This is a genomic window from Enterovibrio sp. QJM3NY_24 (genome assembly GCF_057786035.1).
The window spans coordinates 309,087-325,360 of sequence record NZ_CM173520.1 but is presented as its reverse complement, the minus strand read 5'-3'; the positions used below and the strand labels follow the sequence as shown (position 1 = coordinate 325,360).

16 protein-coding genes are annotated in these 16,274 nt (G+C 46.1%); 4 read left to right on the top strand and 12 right to left on the bottom strand.

Features of this window, described 5'->3' with window-relative positions; genetic code table 11:
- Positions 1-57: 57 nt before the first annotated feature.
- A complete protein-coding gene (locus AC3CIC_RS17865; RefSeq protein ID WP_394209660.1) occupies positions 58-585 on the bottom strand; it encodes a hypothetical protein in 528 nt (175 codons plus the stop codon).
- A 679-nt stretch (positions 586-1,264) separates the two neighbouring features.
- Between AC3CIC_RS17865 and AC3CIC_RS17860 the strand changes: the two genes are divergently transcribed.
- Entirely contained in the window at positions 1,265-2,776 is a 1,512-nt protein-coding gene (locus AC3CIC_RS17860) for an alanine/glycine:cation symporter family protein (protein WP_488516565.1), read from the top strand.
- A 123-nt stretch (positions 2,777-2,899) separates the two neighbouring features.
- Here AC3CIC_RS17860 and yciH read toward each other — a convergent pair whose 3' ends face one another.
- The 3 genes from yciH to AC3CIC_RS17845 all read right to left on the bottom strand — a co-directional run bounded on the left by yciH (position 2,900) and on the right by AC3CIC_RS17845 (position 4,135).
- Complete coding sequence (gene yciH, locus AC3CIC_RS17855; protein WP_488516564.1) at positions 2,900-3,226, bottom strand: stress response translation initiation inhibitor YciH; 327 nt, start codon at positions 3,224-3,226, stop codon at positions 2,900-2,902.
- A 77-nt stretch (positions 3,227-3,303) separates the two neighbouring features.
- Positions 3,304-3,642 (bottom strand): DUF3319 domain-containing protein, encoded by a 339-nt coding sequence (locus tag AC3CIC_RS17850; RefSeq protein WP_394209656.1) that lies wholly within the window; start codon positions 3,640-3,642, stop codon positions 3,304-3,306.
- Positions 3,643-3,781: 139 nt separating this feature from the next.
- Entirely contained in the window at positions 3,782-4,135 is a 354-nt protein-coding gene (locus tag AC3CIC_RS17845) for a DUF3319 domain-containing protein (protein ID WP_016958709.1), read from the bottom strand.
- A 224-nt stretch (positions 4,136-4,359) separates the two neighbouring features.
- Between AC3CIC_RS17845 and AC3CIC_RS17840 the strand changes: the two genes are divergently transcribed.
- Positions 4,360-5,322 (top strand): tyrosine-type recombinase/integrase, encoded by a 963-nt coding sequence (locus tag AC3CIC_RS17840; protein WP_394209654.1) that lies wholly within the window; start codon positions 4,360-4,362, stop codon positions 5,320-5,322.
- On the opposite strand, the gene AC3CIC_RS17835 is transcribed toward AC3CIC_RS17840, so the two are convergent.
- On the bottom strand, positions 5,319-6,320 hold the full coding sequence (locus AC3CIC_RS17835; protein WP_488516563.1) for a D-alanine--D-alanine ligase: 1,002 nt from the start codon (positions 6,318-6,320) through the stop codon (positions 5,319-5,321). The genes AC3CIC_RS17840 and AC3CIC_RS17835 overlap by 4 nt on opposite strands.
- Before the next feature lie 266 nt (positions 6,321-6,586).
- On the bottom strand, positions 6,587-7,156 hold the full coding sequence (locus AC3CIC_RS17830; protein ID WP_488516562.1) for an SPOR domain-containing protein: 570 nt from the start codon (positions 7,154-7,156) through the stop codon (positions 6,587-6,589).
- A gap of 258 nt (positions 7,157-7,414) precedes the next feature.
- On the opposite strand from AC3CIC_RS17830, the gene AC3CIC_RS17825 reads away from it, so the two are divergent.
- Positions 7,415-10,096 carry a bifunctional acetate--CoA ligase family protein/GNAT family N-acetyltransferase gene (locus AC3CIC_RS17825; RefSeq protein ID WP_488516561.1) on the top strand — a complete coding sequence of 894 codons (2,682 nt, stop codon included), beginning with the start codon at positions 7,415-7,417 and terminating at the stop codon, positions 10,094-10,096.
- Positions 10,097-10,196: 100 nt separating this feature from the next.
- Here AC3CIC_RS17825 and AC3CIC_RS17820 read toward each other — a convergent pair whose 3' ends face one another.
- Together AC3CIC_RS17820 and AC3CIC_RS17815 are read right to left on the bottom strand one after the other, a co-directional pair.
- Positions 10,197-10,511, bottom strand: a complete 315-nt coding sequence (locus tag AC3CIC_RS17820) for a Dabb family protein (protein ID WP_488516560.1) — start codon at positions 10,509-10,511, stop codon at positions 10,197-10,199.
- A gap of 30 nt (positions 10,512-10,541) precedes the next feature.
- A complete protein-coding gene (locus AC3CIC_RS17815) occupies positions 10,542-11,447 on the bottom strand; it encodes a LysR family transcriptional regulator (protein ID WP_488516559.1) in 906 nt (301 codons plus the stop codon).
- A 268-nt stretch (positions 11,448-11,715) separates the two neighbouring features.
- Here AC3CIC_RS17815 and AC3CIC_RS17810 point away from each other — a divergent pair, with 268 nt between their 5' ends.
- Positions 11,716-13,350, top strand: coding sequence for a DUF2813 domain-containing protein (locus tag AC3CIC_RS17810; protein ID WP_488516558.1), 1,635 nt, complete (start codon positions 11,716-11,718; stop codon positions 13,348-13,350).
- Here the strand turns inward: AC3CIC_RS17810 and AC3CIC_RS17805 are convergent.
- From AC3CIC_RS17805 to AC3CIC_RS17790, 4 genes are read right to left on the bottom strand one after another with little or no spacing between them, the layout of a single operon-like run.
- Positions 13,347-13,871 carry a DUF3833 domain-containing protein gene (locus AC3CIC_RS17805; protein ID WP_488516557.1) on the bottom strand — a complete coding sequence of 175 codons (525 nt, stop codon included), beginning with the start codon at positions 13,869-13,871 and terminating at the stop codon, positions 13,347-13,349. The two genes, AC3CIC_RS17810 and AC3CIC_RS17805, sit on opposite strands and share 4 nt — an antisense overlap.
- 2 nt (positions 13,872-13,873) lie before the next feature.
- On the bottom strand, positions 13,874-14,518 hold the full coding sequence (locus AC3CIC_RS17800; protein ID WP_488516556.1) for a hypothetical protein: 645 nt from the start codon (positions 14,516-14,518) through the stop codon (positions 13,874-13,876).
- Positions 14,482-15,000: a DUF2878 domain-containing protein gene (locus tag AC3CIC_RS17795; protein ID WP_488516555.1), complete on the bottom strand. Its 519-nt coding sequence runs from the start codon at positions 14,998-15,000 to the stop codon at positions 14,482-14,484. The genes AC3CIC_RS17800 and AC3CIC_RS17795 overlap by 37 nt, the downstream gene beginning before the upstream one ends.
- 35 nt (positions 15,001-15,035) lie before the next feature.
- On the bottom strand, positions 15,036-16,274 hold the full coding sequence (locus tag AC3CIC_RS17790) for a class I SAM-dependent methyltransferase (RefSeq protein WP_488516554.1): 1,239 nt from the start codon (positions 16,272-16,274) through the stop codon (positions 15,036-15,038).

Sequence of the window (16,274 nt, the reverse complement as noted above, 5' to 3'; positions counted from 1 at the left end):
TAACGTTATCGAAATCAGCACGGGTATCTAACATCAATTCAAACCCGTGCGTTATCACTACTTTGTCGATGACGCACTGGATTTGAGTATTGAACCATCACGATTGAGATAGCAAAGTGTGACTTGATATTGCGGTTGTTGCTTTGAGGTTAACAGCGTTGGCTCCATCAGTGTCGTCATCTGCGATCCCAAGTGGGCTTCGGGTTCACATTCAATAAAACCAAAACGATGCAATTCTCTATCAATCTTTTCCGTTGTAGAAGGCTCGCTTCTTTGGATCTCAATCTTCATGGCCAATCGACGCTGGTCAAAGCTTGACGACTGACGTGCCAACAACTTGGAGAATGATGCTTCAAGCATGATGATTTGACTTTCGACAAGCACTTTCCCATCAGACGCTTCTAGGGAGCTCTGTGCTTTTATCATCTCTAACGCAATTGAAGGCAGCACTTGGAGGTATCTGTGCAGCGCGCTTTCGTTAGATACAGCGTAACCTCGAATCGCAAGTGCAGCAACAACACACGCCAATGCAAATGCCGCTATCGATAGCCCTGATGTCGAGTTCAATTTTCCAATTAATATCATGATTAAAGGAATGCCACCAACTGACTAATTATGCTTAGAATAGGCTTGATATTGGGTTTATATTCTTATTGTGATGTATATCTATAAAGCAGTGAAATGTGTCCATATCAAACGTGCTGTACTGAATATTAGTTTACTTGCGATGAACTAAAACCCTATGCTTCGTTTGACTCATTTTTGAGAATTTACTAATTAATTGCTGGATAGTACTTTTCTAATTACAGTGCTAATTTTCTATTATTTATATCTAGTCTTAAAATAAATACACACCGCACAATAATAGTGCGAGAAATTAGCCTTTGTATTTTCAGAATAAAATTACGATGCTCTCTTCAAATTTTACACATTTCACCCAAAATACACCTAGGCCAATGACAACAAGACCTTAGAGGCATCAGCCAAGCGGAGAATATATTCGTGCATACATTGTGGTGCATATATTGCCCAATAACGTGCACAGCAACAAAATTCGCGTAAAGAAATATTTGATAATTATAAAATCAGAAAAGTGTGAGCCTTATATAAGCTATTAGAAAAGCAAAAAAGCTGGGGTCGAAATATATTGCAAATATGTTTATACGTGAAATAATCCGCAGCGCAATGCTTGTTAACAAGTATGCAACACACTTGCTGTCGGGTAACACTGAAAGCAATATAAAATAAGAAAAAGGACTCGGTAATGAAACGTATAATGACGACTGCTGGACTTTCGTTGTTTGCGAGCTCAGCCTCTGCGGCAGGGATCGACGAAGCAATCAATGAAATAGTTGCGCCAATTGTAAACCCATTCGTGGGTATGATTTTCTCCACCATCCCCCTACCATTTGTAGATGCACAAGCGCCATGGATTGTTCTCTGGCTTGTAGTTGCTGCAATCGTATTCACACTCTATCTCGGCTTCATCAACTTTCGCGGTTTCGCCCACGCTATTCGCCTCGTAAAAGGTGACTACACCAATCCAAATGAACCTGGTGAAGTCTCACACTTTCAGGCGCTTACCACCGCCCTCTCGGGAACCGTTGGTCTAGGTAACATTGCAGGTGTCGCAGTGGCTATTTCCATCGGTGGTGCAGGCGCAACATTCTGGATGATTCTTGCTGGTCTGCTCGGCATGTCAACCAAGTTTGTAGAGTGTGCTCTCGGTGTTAAATACCGTAAGACAAACCCGGATGGCTCTGTTTCTGGTGGTCCAATGTACTACCTGAGCAAGGGTCTTGCTAAACGTGGTAACCCAGCACTTGGTCGAACCCTCGCCGTTTTATTCTCAGTTTGTGCGGTCGGCGGTGCTTTGGGTGGCGGTAACATGTTCCAAGCAAACCAAGCATTTAAACAAGTGGTTGGTGTAACTGGCGGCGACATGTCTTTCTTCGCGGATAAAGGCTGGTTGTTTGGTCTGATCATGGCGATCATTGTTGGTGTGGTTATCATCGGTGGTATCAAGTCAATTGCGAAAGTGACTGAGAAAGTCGTTCCATTGATGGCCGTTGTTTATGTTGGTGCTGCACTGGTTATTATTCTGTTTAACCTGAACCACGTAGGTGACGCGTTTGCTGCAATCTTCAACGGTGCGTTTACTGGTGAGGGTGTTGCTGGCGGTGTTATCGGCGCAATGATTCAGGGCTTCAAACGTGCGGCGTTCTCGAACGAAGCCGGTGTAGGCTCTGCAGCAATTGCTCACTCAGCGGTAAAAACCAATGAACACATGTCAGAAGGTTTTGTATCTCTACTTGAACCGTTCATCGATACCGTTGTTATCTGTACCATGACTGCCCTTGTGATCATCATCACGGGTCAGCTTCATGCAGGACAAGAACTGACAGGTGTTGCGCTGACTTCTGCTGCATTTGGTAGCGCTATCTCTTGGTTCCCATATGTTCTTGCGATTGCAGTTATCTTGTTCGCTTTCTCTACCATGATTTCTTGGTCTTACTACGGCCTGAAAGCTTGGACTTACCTGTTTGGTGAAAGCCAGCGCGCTGAAATGATCTTCAAGGTTATATTCTGCGTGTTCGTTGTGATTGGTGCTTCCATGAACCTCGGTCCGGTTATCGACTTCTCTGATGCGATGATCTTTGCCATGGCACTGATTAACATCATTGGTCTGTACCGTTTGGTTCCTGAAATCAAAACAGATATGAATGACTACCTAGCACGCCTGCAAAGCGGTGCTATCGTGCGTCACAAAGCATAATTCGTTTATCTAAACTTAGTATTTCTAACTAAAGCGGTACAACGAAAAAAGAGATGCCAAATGGCATCTCTTTTTTATGTTCGTCATGTATAACTTGGCTCTTAAAACCTGCTGGCTATTGATTCAACCGCCAGCCAATTTTACCGTGTGACCTTTCTTCTCAAGGTACGCTTTGATTTGATCGCGTTTATCGCCTTGAATCTCGATGATCCCATCTTTTACTGCACCACCACAGCCACACACTTTCTTTAAATCCGCAGCAACGAGCTTTAGTTGAGTGTCATCCATATCTAGCCCAGTCACCAGACACACACCTTTTCCTTTGCGGCCTTTAGTCTGGCGTTGAATACGGACAATGCCATCGCCTTTATCACGCTGAGGCGTTTGCACTTCTTCCTTTACTCGCCCGGTTTCTGTCGAATACACCAAACGGCTGTTATCGTTTTTCATAATCCACTCTTTGACGCGTCACAATGCGCGTATGGTATCAAAAGTCTTGGGATTGAACACGTATAGTGATTTCGCAATCAACGAGATAGTGAGTGAGTGTCGATATACTGCTTAATTTTAGGCAATGGACCTTTGAGAAGCTGACCACGTACAAGAATGTACCAAAGGCCTGGTTGCTTCTCATCACTCATGATCTGAATACCTCGATACGTTTCTGCTGAGTGAGCTTGTGGCGTGCCGAACGTTTGACGCTCAAATTCAGCCGGACGGCGGAATATACGCGTGTCACACCACCAATCTATACACTGTCTAACGCCCAGCATACTTCCTGATACTGTTCTACCACCGACGAGTGATGTATAGATATCATCTCTGCACTCAATGGAATGTCCACGATGTGAATACCGCTTTTTCATTGGTTTCCCGTATCTATTATTGCTTTTTCTTATAGCGAGGATATTAATGAATACAGCAGGATTTGACGACAATAAATGTGATTTTGACCCAAAAAAAATGGTTTCATTACAAGGTGATAACGCCATGATAGCGATGTGGTTAAGTCTTAGTAACGACTTTTTTATCTACGAATTGCTTAAGTGCTGGAAGTGAACCTTTAAGCAGGTTCCCTTTGATGATCATATACCAGGCCTTATCATCATCTTCAGAGTCGTTCATGATTTGAATGCCTTTATACTCTTCGATTTTTTTTTCTTTGGCATCAACGAAGTCTTGCTTATCAAACTCTTCAGGCAAGCGCAAAATGTTAGTATCGCTCCACCAATCGATGGACTGCTTAACACCCAGCAGTGAACCAAGTATGCGCTTCCCCCCGACTCGAGCACTGTATTCTTCTTTGTTTTCGTCGTTCAATTCGACGTTATAACCACGATGGTATAGGCGCTTTTTCACCAGCGATACCTCTGTCTGTTTACATATAAAAGAAACAACTGCAACAAAATTGCGTTTCACTATGTAAATTAGACCAGATTAACAGCAAGTGCCAAGTTTCCGTCTTTGACCAGCCAGAAAAACTGACATTTCATTAAAGGGTTATGTGATCACCCCTCTTCTTTAAACCTTAATTAGGTGGAATAATAGATGTATTCAAATAATAAGTTATAGTGCGCTATATAATGAAAAAGATTGAACCCATCGCAAATCCAGAAGAAAACAAACAAAGCATCATGCAATTTAAAGCTGGCCATGTTGATTTGGCGCACTGGAAATCTCTGACGATGAGTCTGTACAGTCATAACTCCGTACTTAGCTTTCAAAATGACTGGCAAACCTTTGTCGATTATTGCAAAGAGGTCAATGTCTCTGCGCTCCCCGCGGCGGTCACGGCGGTTAGACGCTTCATTGAACACAGATCAAAAACACGTAAAATATCCAGTATCAAACGCTACGTCATTACTATTTCGCTACTACACCGTGTTCATGGTTTACCTGACCCTACTCGCCACAGAGAAGTCCGATTCACCCTTAATCGACTGTATTCAGAAAAAGCTGATGATGCCGCGCAGGCCAATGCGTTTCACCTTTCCCATTTGAACGCATTACAGCAAAAATTGGGAAGCAGCGACCGATTGAAAGATATTCGCGACCTACTTATTTGGACGCTGTGCTTTGAGGGTATGCTGAAAAGAAGCGAACTCGCGGCATTGACTTGTCATTCGATACAAAAAGACGCCGAGGGTTATGTGTTGGTGGTTGATGATCAGCGTATCGAACTCAGCCCAGAAGCAGGTGAGCTGATTGATCATTGGTTTTTAGTATCCGGCATTGCCGATGGCCCGTTGCTGCGTCGCATCAACAAGCATGAACAGCTGGGTGACTTGCCGATGGATCACTCCTCTATTTACCGCGTGTTCCGACGTGCTGCCACTGAGCTGGGTTTAGAAAGCACGCTGACGTTCTCAGGGCAATCTCCACGTGTAGGTGCCAGTGTGGATTTATCAGATTCAGGTAAATCCATTAAGGAAATTCAACAGCAAGGAAGATGGAAAAGCCCCGCTATGCCAGCTCAATATGTGGGGAATAAGCAGGCAAAGAACGAGGCTATGGAGCAGTTCAAGCGCAAGATAGAGAAAGATTAACCGCCGTTGATACCACTTTGGATGCAGCTCGCCAGATAATCTGAGAACGTGTGTCCATTATGCTCGACCAATTTCGGGAACATAGAAATCGGTGTCATTCCTGGGAAGGTATTGATTTCGTTTAATAGCACTTCGCCATCAGTGGTTAGGAAGAAATCAATCCGGGACAAGTCTTTTAACTTCAAATGAACAAAGGCTCTCTCCGCGTATTCACGCATCTTCGCGATTTGCTCGTCAGTCAGGTTATCCGGCTCTAACGTTGTTAAGCTGTGACTTGCCGTGCTGTATTTTTCGGCATAAGTATAGAAGGTATCTTCAGGGCAACGAATCTCACCCGGATTAGTCACCACGACTTCTCCGTTAAAATGATACGCCGCAATTTCTAGCTCGCGTGGGCGAACAGCCTTCTCTACCAAAACTTGATTGGAAAAGGTAAATGCCTGTTCGATAGCATCCTTGATCGATTCTTTTTCTGACACCTTAAAGCAGCCAACAGAAGAGCCCTGGCAAGCCGCTTTAACGAATATTGCCCCCCAGCGTTCAAACGCCTCTTCGGCTTTCAATACACTGTCGGCACTGTTTTCAGTCAAGAACACGTACGGTGTATTAGGGATACCAATGGCATCAAACCACAATTTTGATGTGATTTTATTGAAGCAAACGATACTGGCTGAAGGGTCGCACCCCATATAAGGCAAGCCAGCAAGTTCAAGCAATGATTGGATATCACCAGTTTCGCCCGGGTAACCGTGAATACAAGGCACCACATAATCAATGGCAATAATTTTATCGCCAACGGTCAGTGTTTTATCTAAGTTCAGCCGACAAGCTTGGCCTTCGCTATCTTTCCAGCCTTCGTCTTTTGTGATTTCAACGCGAACAACAGACACTGAGGGTAATGACGTCAGTTCTGATTCCAGATAGTTCGCCGATACGAGAGACACTTCATGTTCAGCGCTACCGCCGCCACATAGCAGCAATACTTGAGTTGGGTTCATGACCATTCCTACTTCGCCCTGATTCTTCGATCAGGGATAACATAATTCAATTGCACAATCCGGTGCATCGCATGGAAGGTGAGACGCCTATAGTAGACAATCGCCTTCTCCCTTTCATCCAATGAAAAGCAAATATCTGTCTATTTTTGTGTGATCGCACAAAAACTCGTCGTATTCCCGACGGTTACAGGACGCTTGTGGCTACCACACGTATATCAATATGAAAAAAGAGAGCATTTGCTCTCTTTTTGATTGTTTGGGAAATGTTAATTGAGCGGCTTCATCTCAGGGTTTGCTGACGATTTAATCGAGGCAAAAGAGCGAATAAAGGGCCCATACTGCTTAATGTCTTTTGGTAAAGCGCTTAGCGCATGCTTCGCGTCAGTTTTCGAGTCAAAATCACCATACAACAAGGTATACCACGGCAAACCATCGACCATTTTTTTGTTCGACCAAACGGGTTTGTCCGAAGGCAACTTATTCATGTATTCATTGAAGCCTTTATTATGGCTAAGTGCGATGACCTGTATTGTGTAATTTTGTCCGCTCATCGCCGCCATTTTTTTCGTTGCCGGTTGCTTTTTAACTGCAGGTTTAGCGATTACCGCAGGCTTAGATTTCATCGGCTTTTCTGCCATTGTTGCTTTAGAAGCAGGTTTTGGCATGGGTTTAGCTGAATTCATTTCTGCTTTTTTTGCAGGAGCAGGAATAGAAGAAGATTGGGGAGTCGGGAACACTTCTTCTTCTATAGATTGAGTCAAAATCTGAGTCGTACTGGCTCCACCGGAACAGCCAGCGAGCGCAAAGGTAAATGCGATAGAAAGGATTTTCTTCATGAATATTCTACTTTTAGGAGCCACTGTCTTCTATTCTGAACGCACCTATCCATTCATTCAACTTAAACGATGCGCACTCTGATAAGTATCTGCTACATGTCACACATCATTTTGCGAAAATGATTGAGATGACAAGGATTTCTTTTTTAATACGCGTCTTTTCGTTGCGGATCACAGCCAGACTTAATGGGTCAGGATGCGCCAACAGAAACATTGTAGGATATAAACGAGTAACCTCAGATGCCTCAGGAGATGCACATGCTCGGCCTAGATATGCTTTTTAAACCAAAATCAATCGCTGTCATTGGCGCTTCTGATACACCAGGCCGTGCGGGCAATGTGATTATCCGTAATCTCCAATCAGGTGGGTTTCAAGGCCCCATAATGCCTGTCACACCAAAATATCAAGCTGTCGCGGGGATTCTCGCATATCCAACGATCAATGCCTTACCCTTGATTCCCGACATGGCTGTACTCTGTACACAAGCAGATAAAAACAGTGAGCTTATTCGTCAGTTGGGGGAAAAAGGCGTGAAGGTTGCCATCATTTTGGCAGCAGGCATGAAAAAATGCATCAACCAAGATGGACGTACTGAATTCGACATCATGCGCGAGATCGCATCGCAATACGACATGCGTGTTATCGGCCCCAATAGTCTTGGTTTAATCCTTCCTTGGCTAAATCTGAACGCGTCGTTTTCGCCTATCCCCGCCAACCGTGGCAACATTGCGTTTGTTTCTCAGTCGGCAGCGGTATGTACCACGATTTTGGACTGGGCAAGAAACCGACGCATTGGGTTTTCAACTTTTATTTCGTTAGGGGAAGCGAGTGATATCGATTTTCCCGAACTGCTTGACTACCTGAGCCGAGAAAGCAAAACCGATGCAATTCTGCTTTATATCGACAACATTCAGGACGCAAGAGCATTTATATCTGCTGCTCGTGCTGCATCTCGAAACCGTCGTGTGTTGGTGTTAAAAAGCGGCCGTACGCCAGAAGGTGCCGCGGCTCTCCCCCACCTATCAGAAAGCTTGCCGGGTCTAGATGGTGCATACGATGCCGCGATTCGACGTTCGGGCATGCTTCGCGTAAATACGACACATGAGTTATTTGCCGCAGTAGAAACGCTTTCCCATTCAGTGCCGCTTCGCGGGGAACGATTAGCCATCATTTCGAATGGCGGCGACCCAGCCGTCATGGCGGTGGATACATTGATGGAAATGGGCGGCAAATTGGCAGTGCTGAGCGAAGAAACCATCGAAAAACTCGGCAAAGTGTTACCGGTGAGTTGGTCGCAAGGCAATCCACTCGATATCGTTGGCGATGCCGACATAGAGCGCTACAAGAAAGCAACGGAGATTTTACTTGAAAGTGATGAAGCAGATGCCTTGCTGATCCTTCATTCTCCGTCGGTCACCGCTCCCGGATTGAAAACCGCTAAAGCGCTGGCAGAAATGCTAAAGAACAACCCCCGCGCCAAACGATTTAATATATTGACCAATTGGCAAGGTGAGAGTGATGACGCGACAGTGGCGCGTTTGGCCTTTGCCCATGCAGGATTTCCTGCGTATCGCACACCAGAAAGTGCCGTTACCGCATTCATGCACTTGGTCGAATACCGTCGAAACCAAAAACAATTAATGGAAACGCCAACTTCCATTGGACAGATCGAATACGATGTAGAAGGCGGTCGTGCTTTTATCCAGCAAGCGCTAGACAGCCAATTAACCTCATTGACTACCCACGAAGCAAGGCCGTTTCTTTCAAAATATGGCATCAATGTAATGGCAACATGGCTGGCTGCTGACGCTGCGGAAGCCGCTCAAATCACCGAACAAGTGGGGTATCCCGTTGCCGTTAAACTACGTTCGCCAGACATTGCTCACAAGTCTGACGTTAACGGCGTCATGCTCGATCTGAACAATGCCACCGAAGTCGCCAATGCCGCCCAATTGATGCTCAATCGTATGTCGCTGTCTTATCCAACCGCACGCATTGAAGGGTTACAGATTCAAGCGATGGCCAACCGTGCCGGTTCGCAAGAACTTAGGGTTTGTGTTCGTCACGACCCCGTTTTTGGCCCTGTTATTTTGCTGGGCGAAGGCGGCAGCGAGTGGAATGTAAACCGTGACGCAGCCGTTGCTATTCCCCCCCTAAATATGGCGTTGGCGCGTTATCTTGTAATTGGCGCACTCAAAGCGGGCAAATTACGTCAACGTGGTCATCCTTATAACATTGATGTGAACTCACTTTGCCACTTTTTAGTGACACTGTCACAGGTCGTAATCGATTACCCTGAAATCACGGAATTGGATATCCACCCCTTGCTTGTCACAGGCGACAGTTTTACCGTTCTGGATGCTTCTATCAAATTGTCACCGTTTGAAGGAGACGCCAATACCCGTCTCGCGATTCGCCCATATCCAAAAGAGTTGGAGCAGAGTGCGACCCTCAAAGACGGACGCAAAATATTGCTGCGCCCTATTCTTCCTGAAGATGAACCTAACCATAAATCCTTTGTGGAACGTGTGTCTGTGGAAGACCTGTATAAGCGCTTCTTCTCTGATGTCGGAGAGTTGAACCATGAAGCCTTAGCCAATCTCACACAGATTGATTACGACCGTGAAATGGCCTTCGTGGCGGTCTTCCGTGCGCCCAATGGCGAAGATGAAATTCTCGGCGTAGTACGTGCGCTGGCAAACCCGTCACATACGGATGCTGAGTTCGCCGTATTGGTGCGTTCTGATCTCAAAGGCATGGGATTGGGCAGGATATTAATGGACAAGGTCATCGAGTACGGACGCCAAAGCGGCTTAAAACGTATCAACGGCATGACCATGCCGTCTAACTCTGGAATGATAGCCTTGGCACAAAAAGTGGGATTCAGCATTGATGTCCAAATACAAGACGGCATCGTTGATATGGATATGATGCTGTAACCGATTCATGTTCTTATCAAGAATCAAGTTAAACGAAAAAGGCTGCATACTAATGCAGCCTTTTATTCTTTGGTACGTTTGAGTGTAAAATGACGCTTGGCTAGTCGTGCAATTCAGCAACTAGACTGTAGTCCACCACGATAATATCTTCGATATGCGGGCCAAACACTTCTTTTAATGCGTCATGCTCAGGGTCGACCAAATAGCGCTGGCGGGCGGCTTCGTCTTTCAGAGTCATCAAAATGACATGCGTGAATCCTTTATTCTTCCCCTCAGGGCTATCGTTCTCGCCCCATTCCACAGATTCCACGCCTTCAACGCGTTCCGTCATTGAAGTAAACTCTTCACGGATCTCACCAAAATCGGCTTCGTTGGATTCGGGTTTGAATTTCACCAGCAAGATGTGTCTGATCATGGTGTTGCTCCGTCAATTATTAACAAGAATCTAATCTACGTTTTCTTCACGAACAGGTTGAATCATTTTTAGTACTTTCGGTATTTGTCTTACCAACCAGCCTTTCGCGTTACCCATTCGATTTCTCTTCCATGCCATCACCCAATGAAGCTGGTAGGTCTCACTCCCTTCAATGACTTTTAAACGGCCTTCCTCAATGTCTTTTTCTATCCACCATAAAGGCATCGTGCCGATGCCATATCCATCAAGAATAGCGTGATACTTCTCTGTCATGGAGCTGACCGTGAGCCTCGGCTGTTCGTCCAATATATTGAAGGTGTATGTTTTCGCACTGCGGGCGGTGTCAGCCACAGAAATACTGCGATACAAACGCCGCGTTTCAGGATCAAACGGGTTGCTGTGCTTGTGAATAGGATGATCGGGTGCTGCTATCCAATAACCATCGGAATAGCCCAGCTCTTGAATCTTTACACCTAAAGGAATCGTTGGGGGCTTGGGGCTAATAAGAATGTCGGCGCGATCATCATGTAACGCCTCCCACGACCCTGCCAATATTTCCTCTTGCAGCCGGACACGAGTATTCGATTCACGACCAAGTTGCTCCACCAGCGGGAAAAACTGTCTTGCGGTTAACAAGCCATCGAATGCAATCGTGATATCTAACTCCCAGCCATGCGCAAGGGATTTGGCGTCGGCAACCATTTCGTCAGCGGCATTGATCAGTATCCGACCTCGCTCTAACAATAATCTGCCTGCATCCGTAAACGCAGCCTTGTGCCCAGAACGATCAAAAATCACTAAGTCCAACTCTTGTTCTAGTTTTTGGACCTGATAACTCAAAGACGAAGGCGCACGATTCAATGAATCAGCAGCCGCAGCAAAGCTCCCTTTACGGTCAATGGCGTCTAGAACCTGCAGTGCTTCGAAAGATAACATGGTGATACTCGTTCCTTGTATAGAGTCAGGGTCATTGGATAAAGGTGATTTGTATTGCCGTCACGACAGCAACGAAAGTGCCATCAAAGTAAATGACCTGACTTAGCTCTATAAGTATTCGTTAGAATATAGCGAGTGAATATTTGTTGCGCCTCAATCTGGCACAATACACTGAATGAGAACAGAAATTTTTCCCTGATCCGCAAATTCGTGATGAATACATCGCCACTGTGTCTTCATCTGTCTTACCCTTAGGAATGAGGTGGCTATGAAGTTAGATCGTATTGAAATATCAGGTTTTCGCGGCATTCGACGGCTTTCGCTCAGTCTTGACGAGGTGACGGTTCTTATCGGCGAAAATGCGTGGGGCAAAAGCTCCTTGCTAGATGCACTGTCTCTCTCGTTACCCTCTACGGGTGAACCTTATACATTCGAGCGCAAAGATTTCCATATCGACCATATATTGGGAAATGCGCAAACGAATCAAATCCAAATCATTCTTCGCTGGGTTGAAAGCTATTCGGGGGAACACCGCGCCCGTCGCTACCGACAGTTCAATCAGGTATGGAACAAGACCAATGAAGAAGGCCTTCGCCAACTCGATTTTCACATCAATGCATTGCACGACGACGGGAAGATCAACGTCACTCGCGATTTTCTTGATGAAACCGGAAACATCATTGCGTTGGAAAACCAACAACACCTCGCCAAACAGCTTGCGCTGCTTCATCCCATTATTCGTATGCAGGATGCGCGTCGTTTACGAGATATAGAACTCGATCTAAATGGTAACAAAACTCGGCTAGAAAAGCGGTTAGAAAATACGGTTAAGCGATTACAGCACATGCCTGGGCATGTGAACAAAGGCGAAGTTCGCAGTGGCATTAAAGCCATGCGGACGCTACTCGACCACTATTTTGCGTTTAATAGCCACAACCGGTCTCCCGCTGATATTGAGCCATCGCGACACCTCAACATGCGCGCCAACAATATTCACCCGCTAGAACTTGTGGCGCGTAACACATCCAACCAAAGCCGTTTGTTACTCATGGGACTACTTAGCACTTTTGTTCGCGCGCGCGGCCCAAAACAACTTAGGCCAAACGCTCGCCCAATTGTGATTTTTGAAGACCCTGAAAGCCGGTTGCACCCCACGTTACTCAATCAGGCTTGGCGCTTAATTGCGTTAATGCCAATGCAGAAAATTATCACTACAAACAGCGGCGATTTACTATCAGCCGTTCCTCTCACGAGTATTCGGCGCTTAGAAAGAGGTTCAACGCAAACAGAATCATTTCAAGTGCCTAAAGGATGTTTGAGTAAAGACGAGGAACGTCGCGTGTCTTTTCATGTTCGCTTTCATCGTCCAAGCGCATTGTTTGCTCGATGTTGGCTTTTAGTTGAAGGCGAAACCGAGATTTGGCTCTTCAGTGAATTAGCAAGGCTCCAAGGTTATGACCTGTCAGCAGAAGGGGTTCAACTGATTGAATTTGCCCAAAGTGGGCTTAAGCCCCTTATCAAGCTCGCGATTATATTGGGAATTGAATGGCACTTGATTGCAGATGGCGATATGGCAGGACAAAAATACGCGTACGCCGCGCGGAAAATGCTGAATGGCGATCAAGAAAGCCATCGACTGACTCTCTTGCCCGACCGAGATATCGAGCACTACCTTTTCCGTCATGGTTACGAGCCGTTGTTTAGAGAAATGGCAAACATTGATGACAACATGCATCATATCGCGCCGAGGAAAATCATCAGCAAAGCGCTAAAAAAGTATGCTAAGCCTGATGCTGCTCTCGCGATTATTGCGTATACGGAGCAGCATCATGAAGACGGTATCCCGCTATTATTACGGCGGATTTTACAAAGAGTGATCGGCATGGCGAGAGGTGCAGGTTAGTCCTGCTTTTCAAAGAAGATCGAAATTCGACCTACTTCTACACCGAATTTTCTCATCGAAGTCAGGTTAAATGCACGCTTTTCATCTTGGCGGAATAGCCAATCATCAAGCGTAAGCACATAGGTACTGTCACCCACTTCAACGCTGAGGTCATACACCCAATTGAGTGCATTGCCTTCTTCACGCCCAGACGCGATACCAACCACATCACCCGCTGTACCTTGATAACTGCCATCCTCTAGACGAGTGATCGTCCAAATACGCTTTTGTGTTTCACCATCATCAAACAAAAAGTCTTCATCCAGTGTTATCACGCTACCTACAACCGTACCTTTGATATCAACATCAAAGCGACGAGTGTGTTTGCCTGTATAGTCTTGCACCATCCCCCAGGCTTTGACCTCTCCGTCAAAATATTCAAAGAGGTTAAACGCTGGCGTGGTGTTTTTGTAATCTTCAATCGAGCTTGAGCAGCCGATGAGCGTAAGGAAAAATACCCCTATGATGGCGAGTTTTCTCACGTTTATTTTCCTCCAATGAGAGCTAAACGAAGTGATGGGTAAGCGGTTTTCGGAGACAGCCAGATATCAGCAAACGCTTGGGCTAAAGGTATGTCTTTCAATGTTGCATACGGTTTGGGCTGGCCTTGTTTGGGCTGGTAAAAAAATGCACCGCCACTGCTTTCCAGAACGTAGATAAGGCGATCGCCTTCTTTGACGTTTGGCCACGCATTTTTCATTTGCGGATCCCAACTCGCAATGGTGTCGGCAGAGAATCCAAGGTGCTCCCATTGTTCGACGGTCGCATCGAGCAAATCGTCGGCATCGATATCCCGGTCATAGGTGATCACCAGCGCCAAGGGCAGAGGGGATTCGGGATTATATACTCCCGCTGGAGTGCGAAGCTCACTGTCGTATATTTTCCAGAAACCCCATGACAATGAAGCGGAACCAACAGGCTTCCACCACATCCACTGCTCTTTTTTATCTGAGGTGTTTTCCGATAGCCCCTTCGTGACTGCACTGGTCAACGGCGCGGCAACGCTCGCAGGCTGCCCTGTGCTAGAGCCAATAAAGGCATAGGACGACAAAGACGTCAGCAGCGCCAATGGACCTGCCAAGCCAAGAAATGTCATTTTTTTACTGAAACCGAACGTGAAAGAAACCATACTCCCCCCTTCGACTGGAAGTATTTCAACAACAATAGAAACAACACGCTGTATACCGCCCATCCAATGGCCAGCACGGCAACTGTTGTCCAATACGGCTGTCCAAACGATACTGCGCCCAACCGCTCACCGCCGAGATAACTCACTGCGCCACCAATAGAGCCGGCCCCAATCAACAAGCCAATATTCTTATCTAAAATCCAATCTTTGATTAGCCACAGATAAGCACCAAAACCCGCCCAAAGTAAGCAAAGCCATAAAGGAAGAAACGGTGTATCGAATACCAAGAATTGGCTAGACATCAGTACGCTATCACCAGCAATGCCGATCAATGCGAACAGAGGAATCGCGATGATCACGCCGCGGTCCATAAACATCGACGCAATCAAAACCAATACAAGAAGAGGAAGAAAGCTGTTTTGCCCAACCACTGCAGCGAACCAATATAGGTTAAATGCCAATGAAACTAGGATAATACGCATGTTCTGCCCCTGATTAATTGAGTTTTCTGGTGCAGTTACTCGCGCCAGTCGGGACGACTCAGTACAAGCTGTACTGTGCTGATGGTGCGTTCGCGGAAACCCCCTTCGCAGTAGCAGAAATAGTAACGCCATAGGCGAGCAAAACGATCGTCATACCCAAGTTCACTAAGCTCCGCATGCTTATCGTTGAACCTTTCGTGCCAATCTTTTAGCGTGCGTGCGTAATCCAAACCAATATCTTTCAAATCTCGCGCAACCAGATCGCTCTCACGTGTAAAGTGTTCAAGCAATACATTCACTGACGGAAGGAAGCCACCTGGGAAAATGTGTTTTTGAATGAAGTCGACGTTACTGCTGTAGTAGTCATAGCGTTGATCGGCGATGGTGATTGATTGAATCGCCATCAAACCATTCGGTTTCAGCAAAGACTGACATTTCTTGATGTAGGTCGTCAGATACGTTTTGCCCACCGCTTCGATCATTTCAATCGACACAAGCTTGTCATATTGCCCTTCGAGATCGCGATAATCTTCTTTCAGCAAGGTTATTTGACCAGACAGCCCTTCTTGCTCAACGCGACGCTTCGCCCATTCGTATTGCTCATTGGAGATGGTTGTCGTGGTCACTTTGCATCCGTAATGCTTGGCAGCGTGAATGGCCATGCCACCCCAACCTGTGCCTATTTCGACAAGATGATCACTGGGTTGCAATCTCAATTCGCGGCACAATCGGTCCATTTTCTCAAACTGGGCGCTTTCCAACGTATCCGTGTCGTTTTCATAGATAGCGCTTGAATAGAGCATTTCTTTGTCGAGGAAACGTTCATAAAGATCGTTTCCAAGGTCGTAATGTGCCGAAATGTTGGTACGAGAGTTTTCTTTGGTGTTTCTGTTTTTCCAATGCGCAAACTTTTGAGCAATATTTGCAATCCAACCCACTTTGCTTTCAAGGCGATCTAACGCGGGCAAGTTGCGGCACACCGCGCGAATCACATTGGTCAAATCTGGCGAATCCCACCAGCCGTCGACGTAAGCCTCTGAGGCGCCGATACTTCCACCGCTCAATACACGGCGATAAAAACCCGGATGGCGCACAATGATCTCGGCATGCAATTCTGCATTCATGTCGCCTAGCTGTTGGGTTTGACCGTCATAGTCAACCAATGTCAAAGCGACGCCTTCTATATGCCCAAAGGTAGATAGGAGCATGCTGCGGGCAAACGTGTCTTTCTTCGTTACAGGCCACGTTGTCGATTCAATTTCGCTAGAATACAT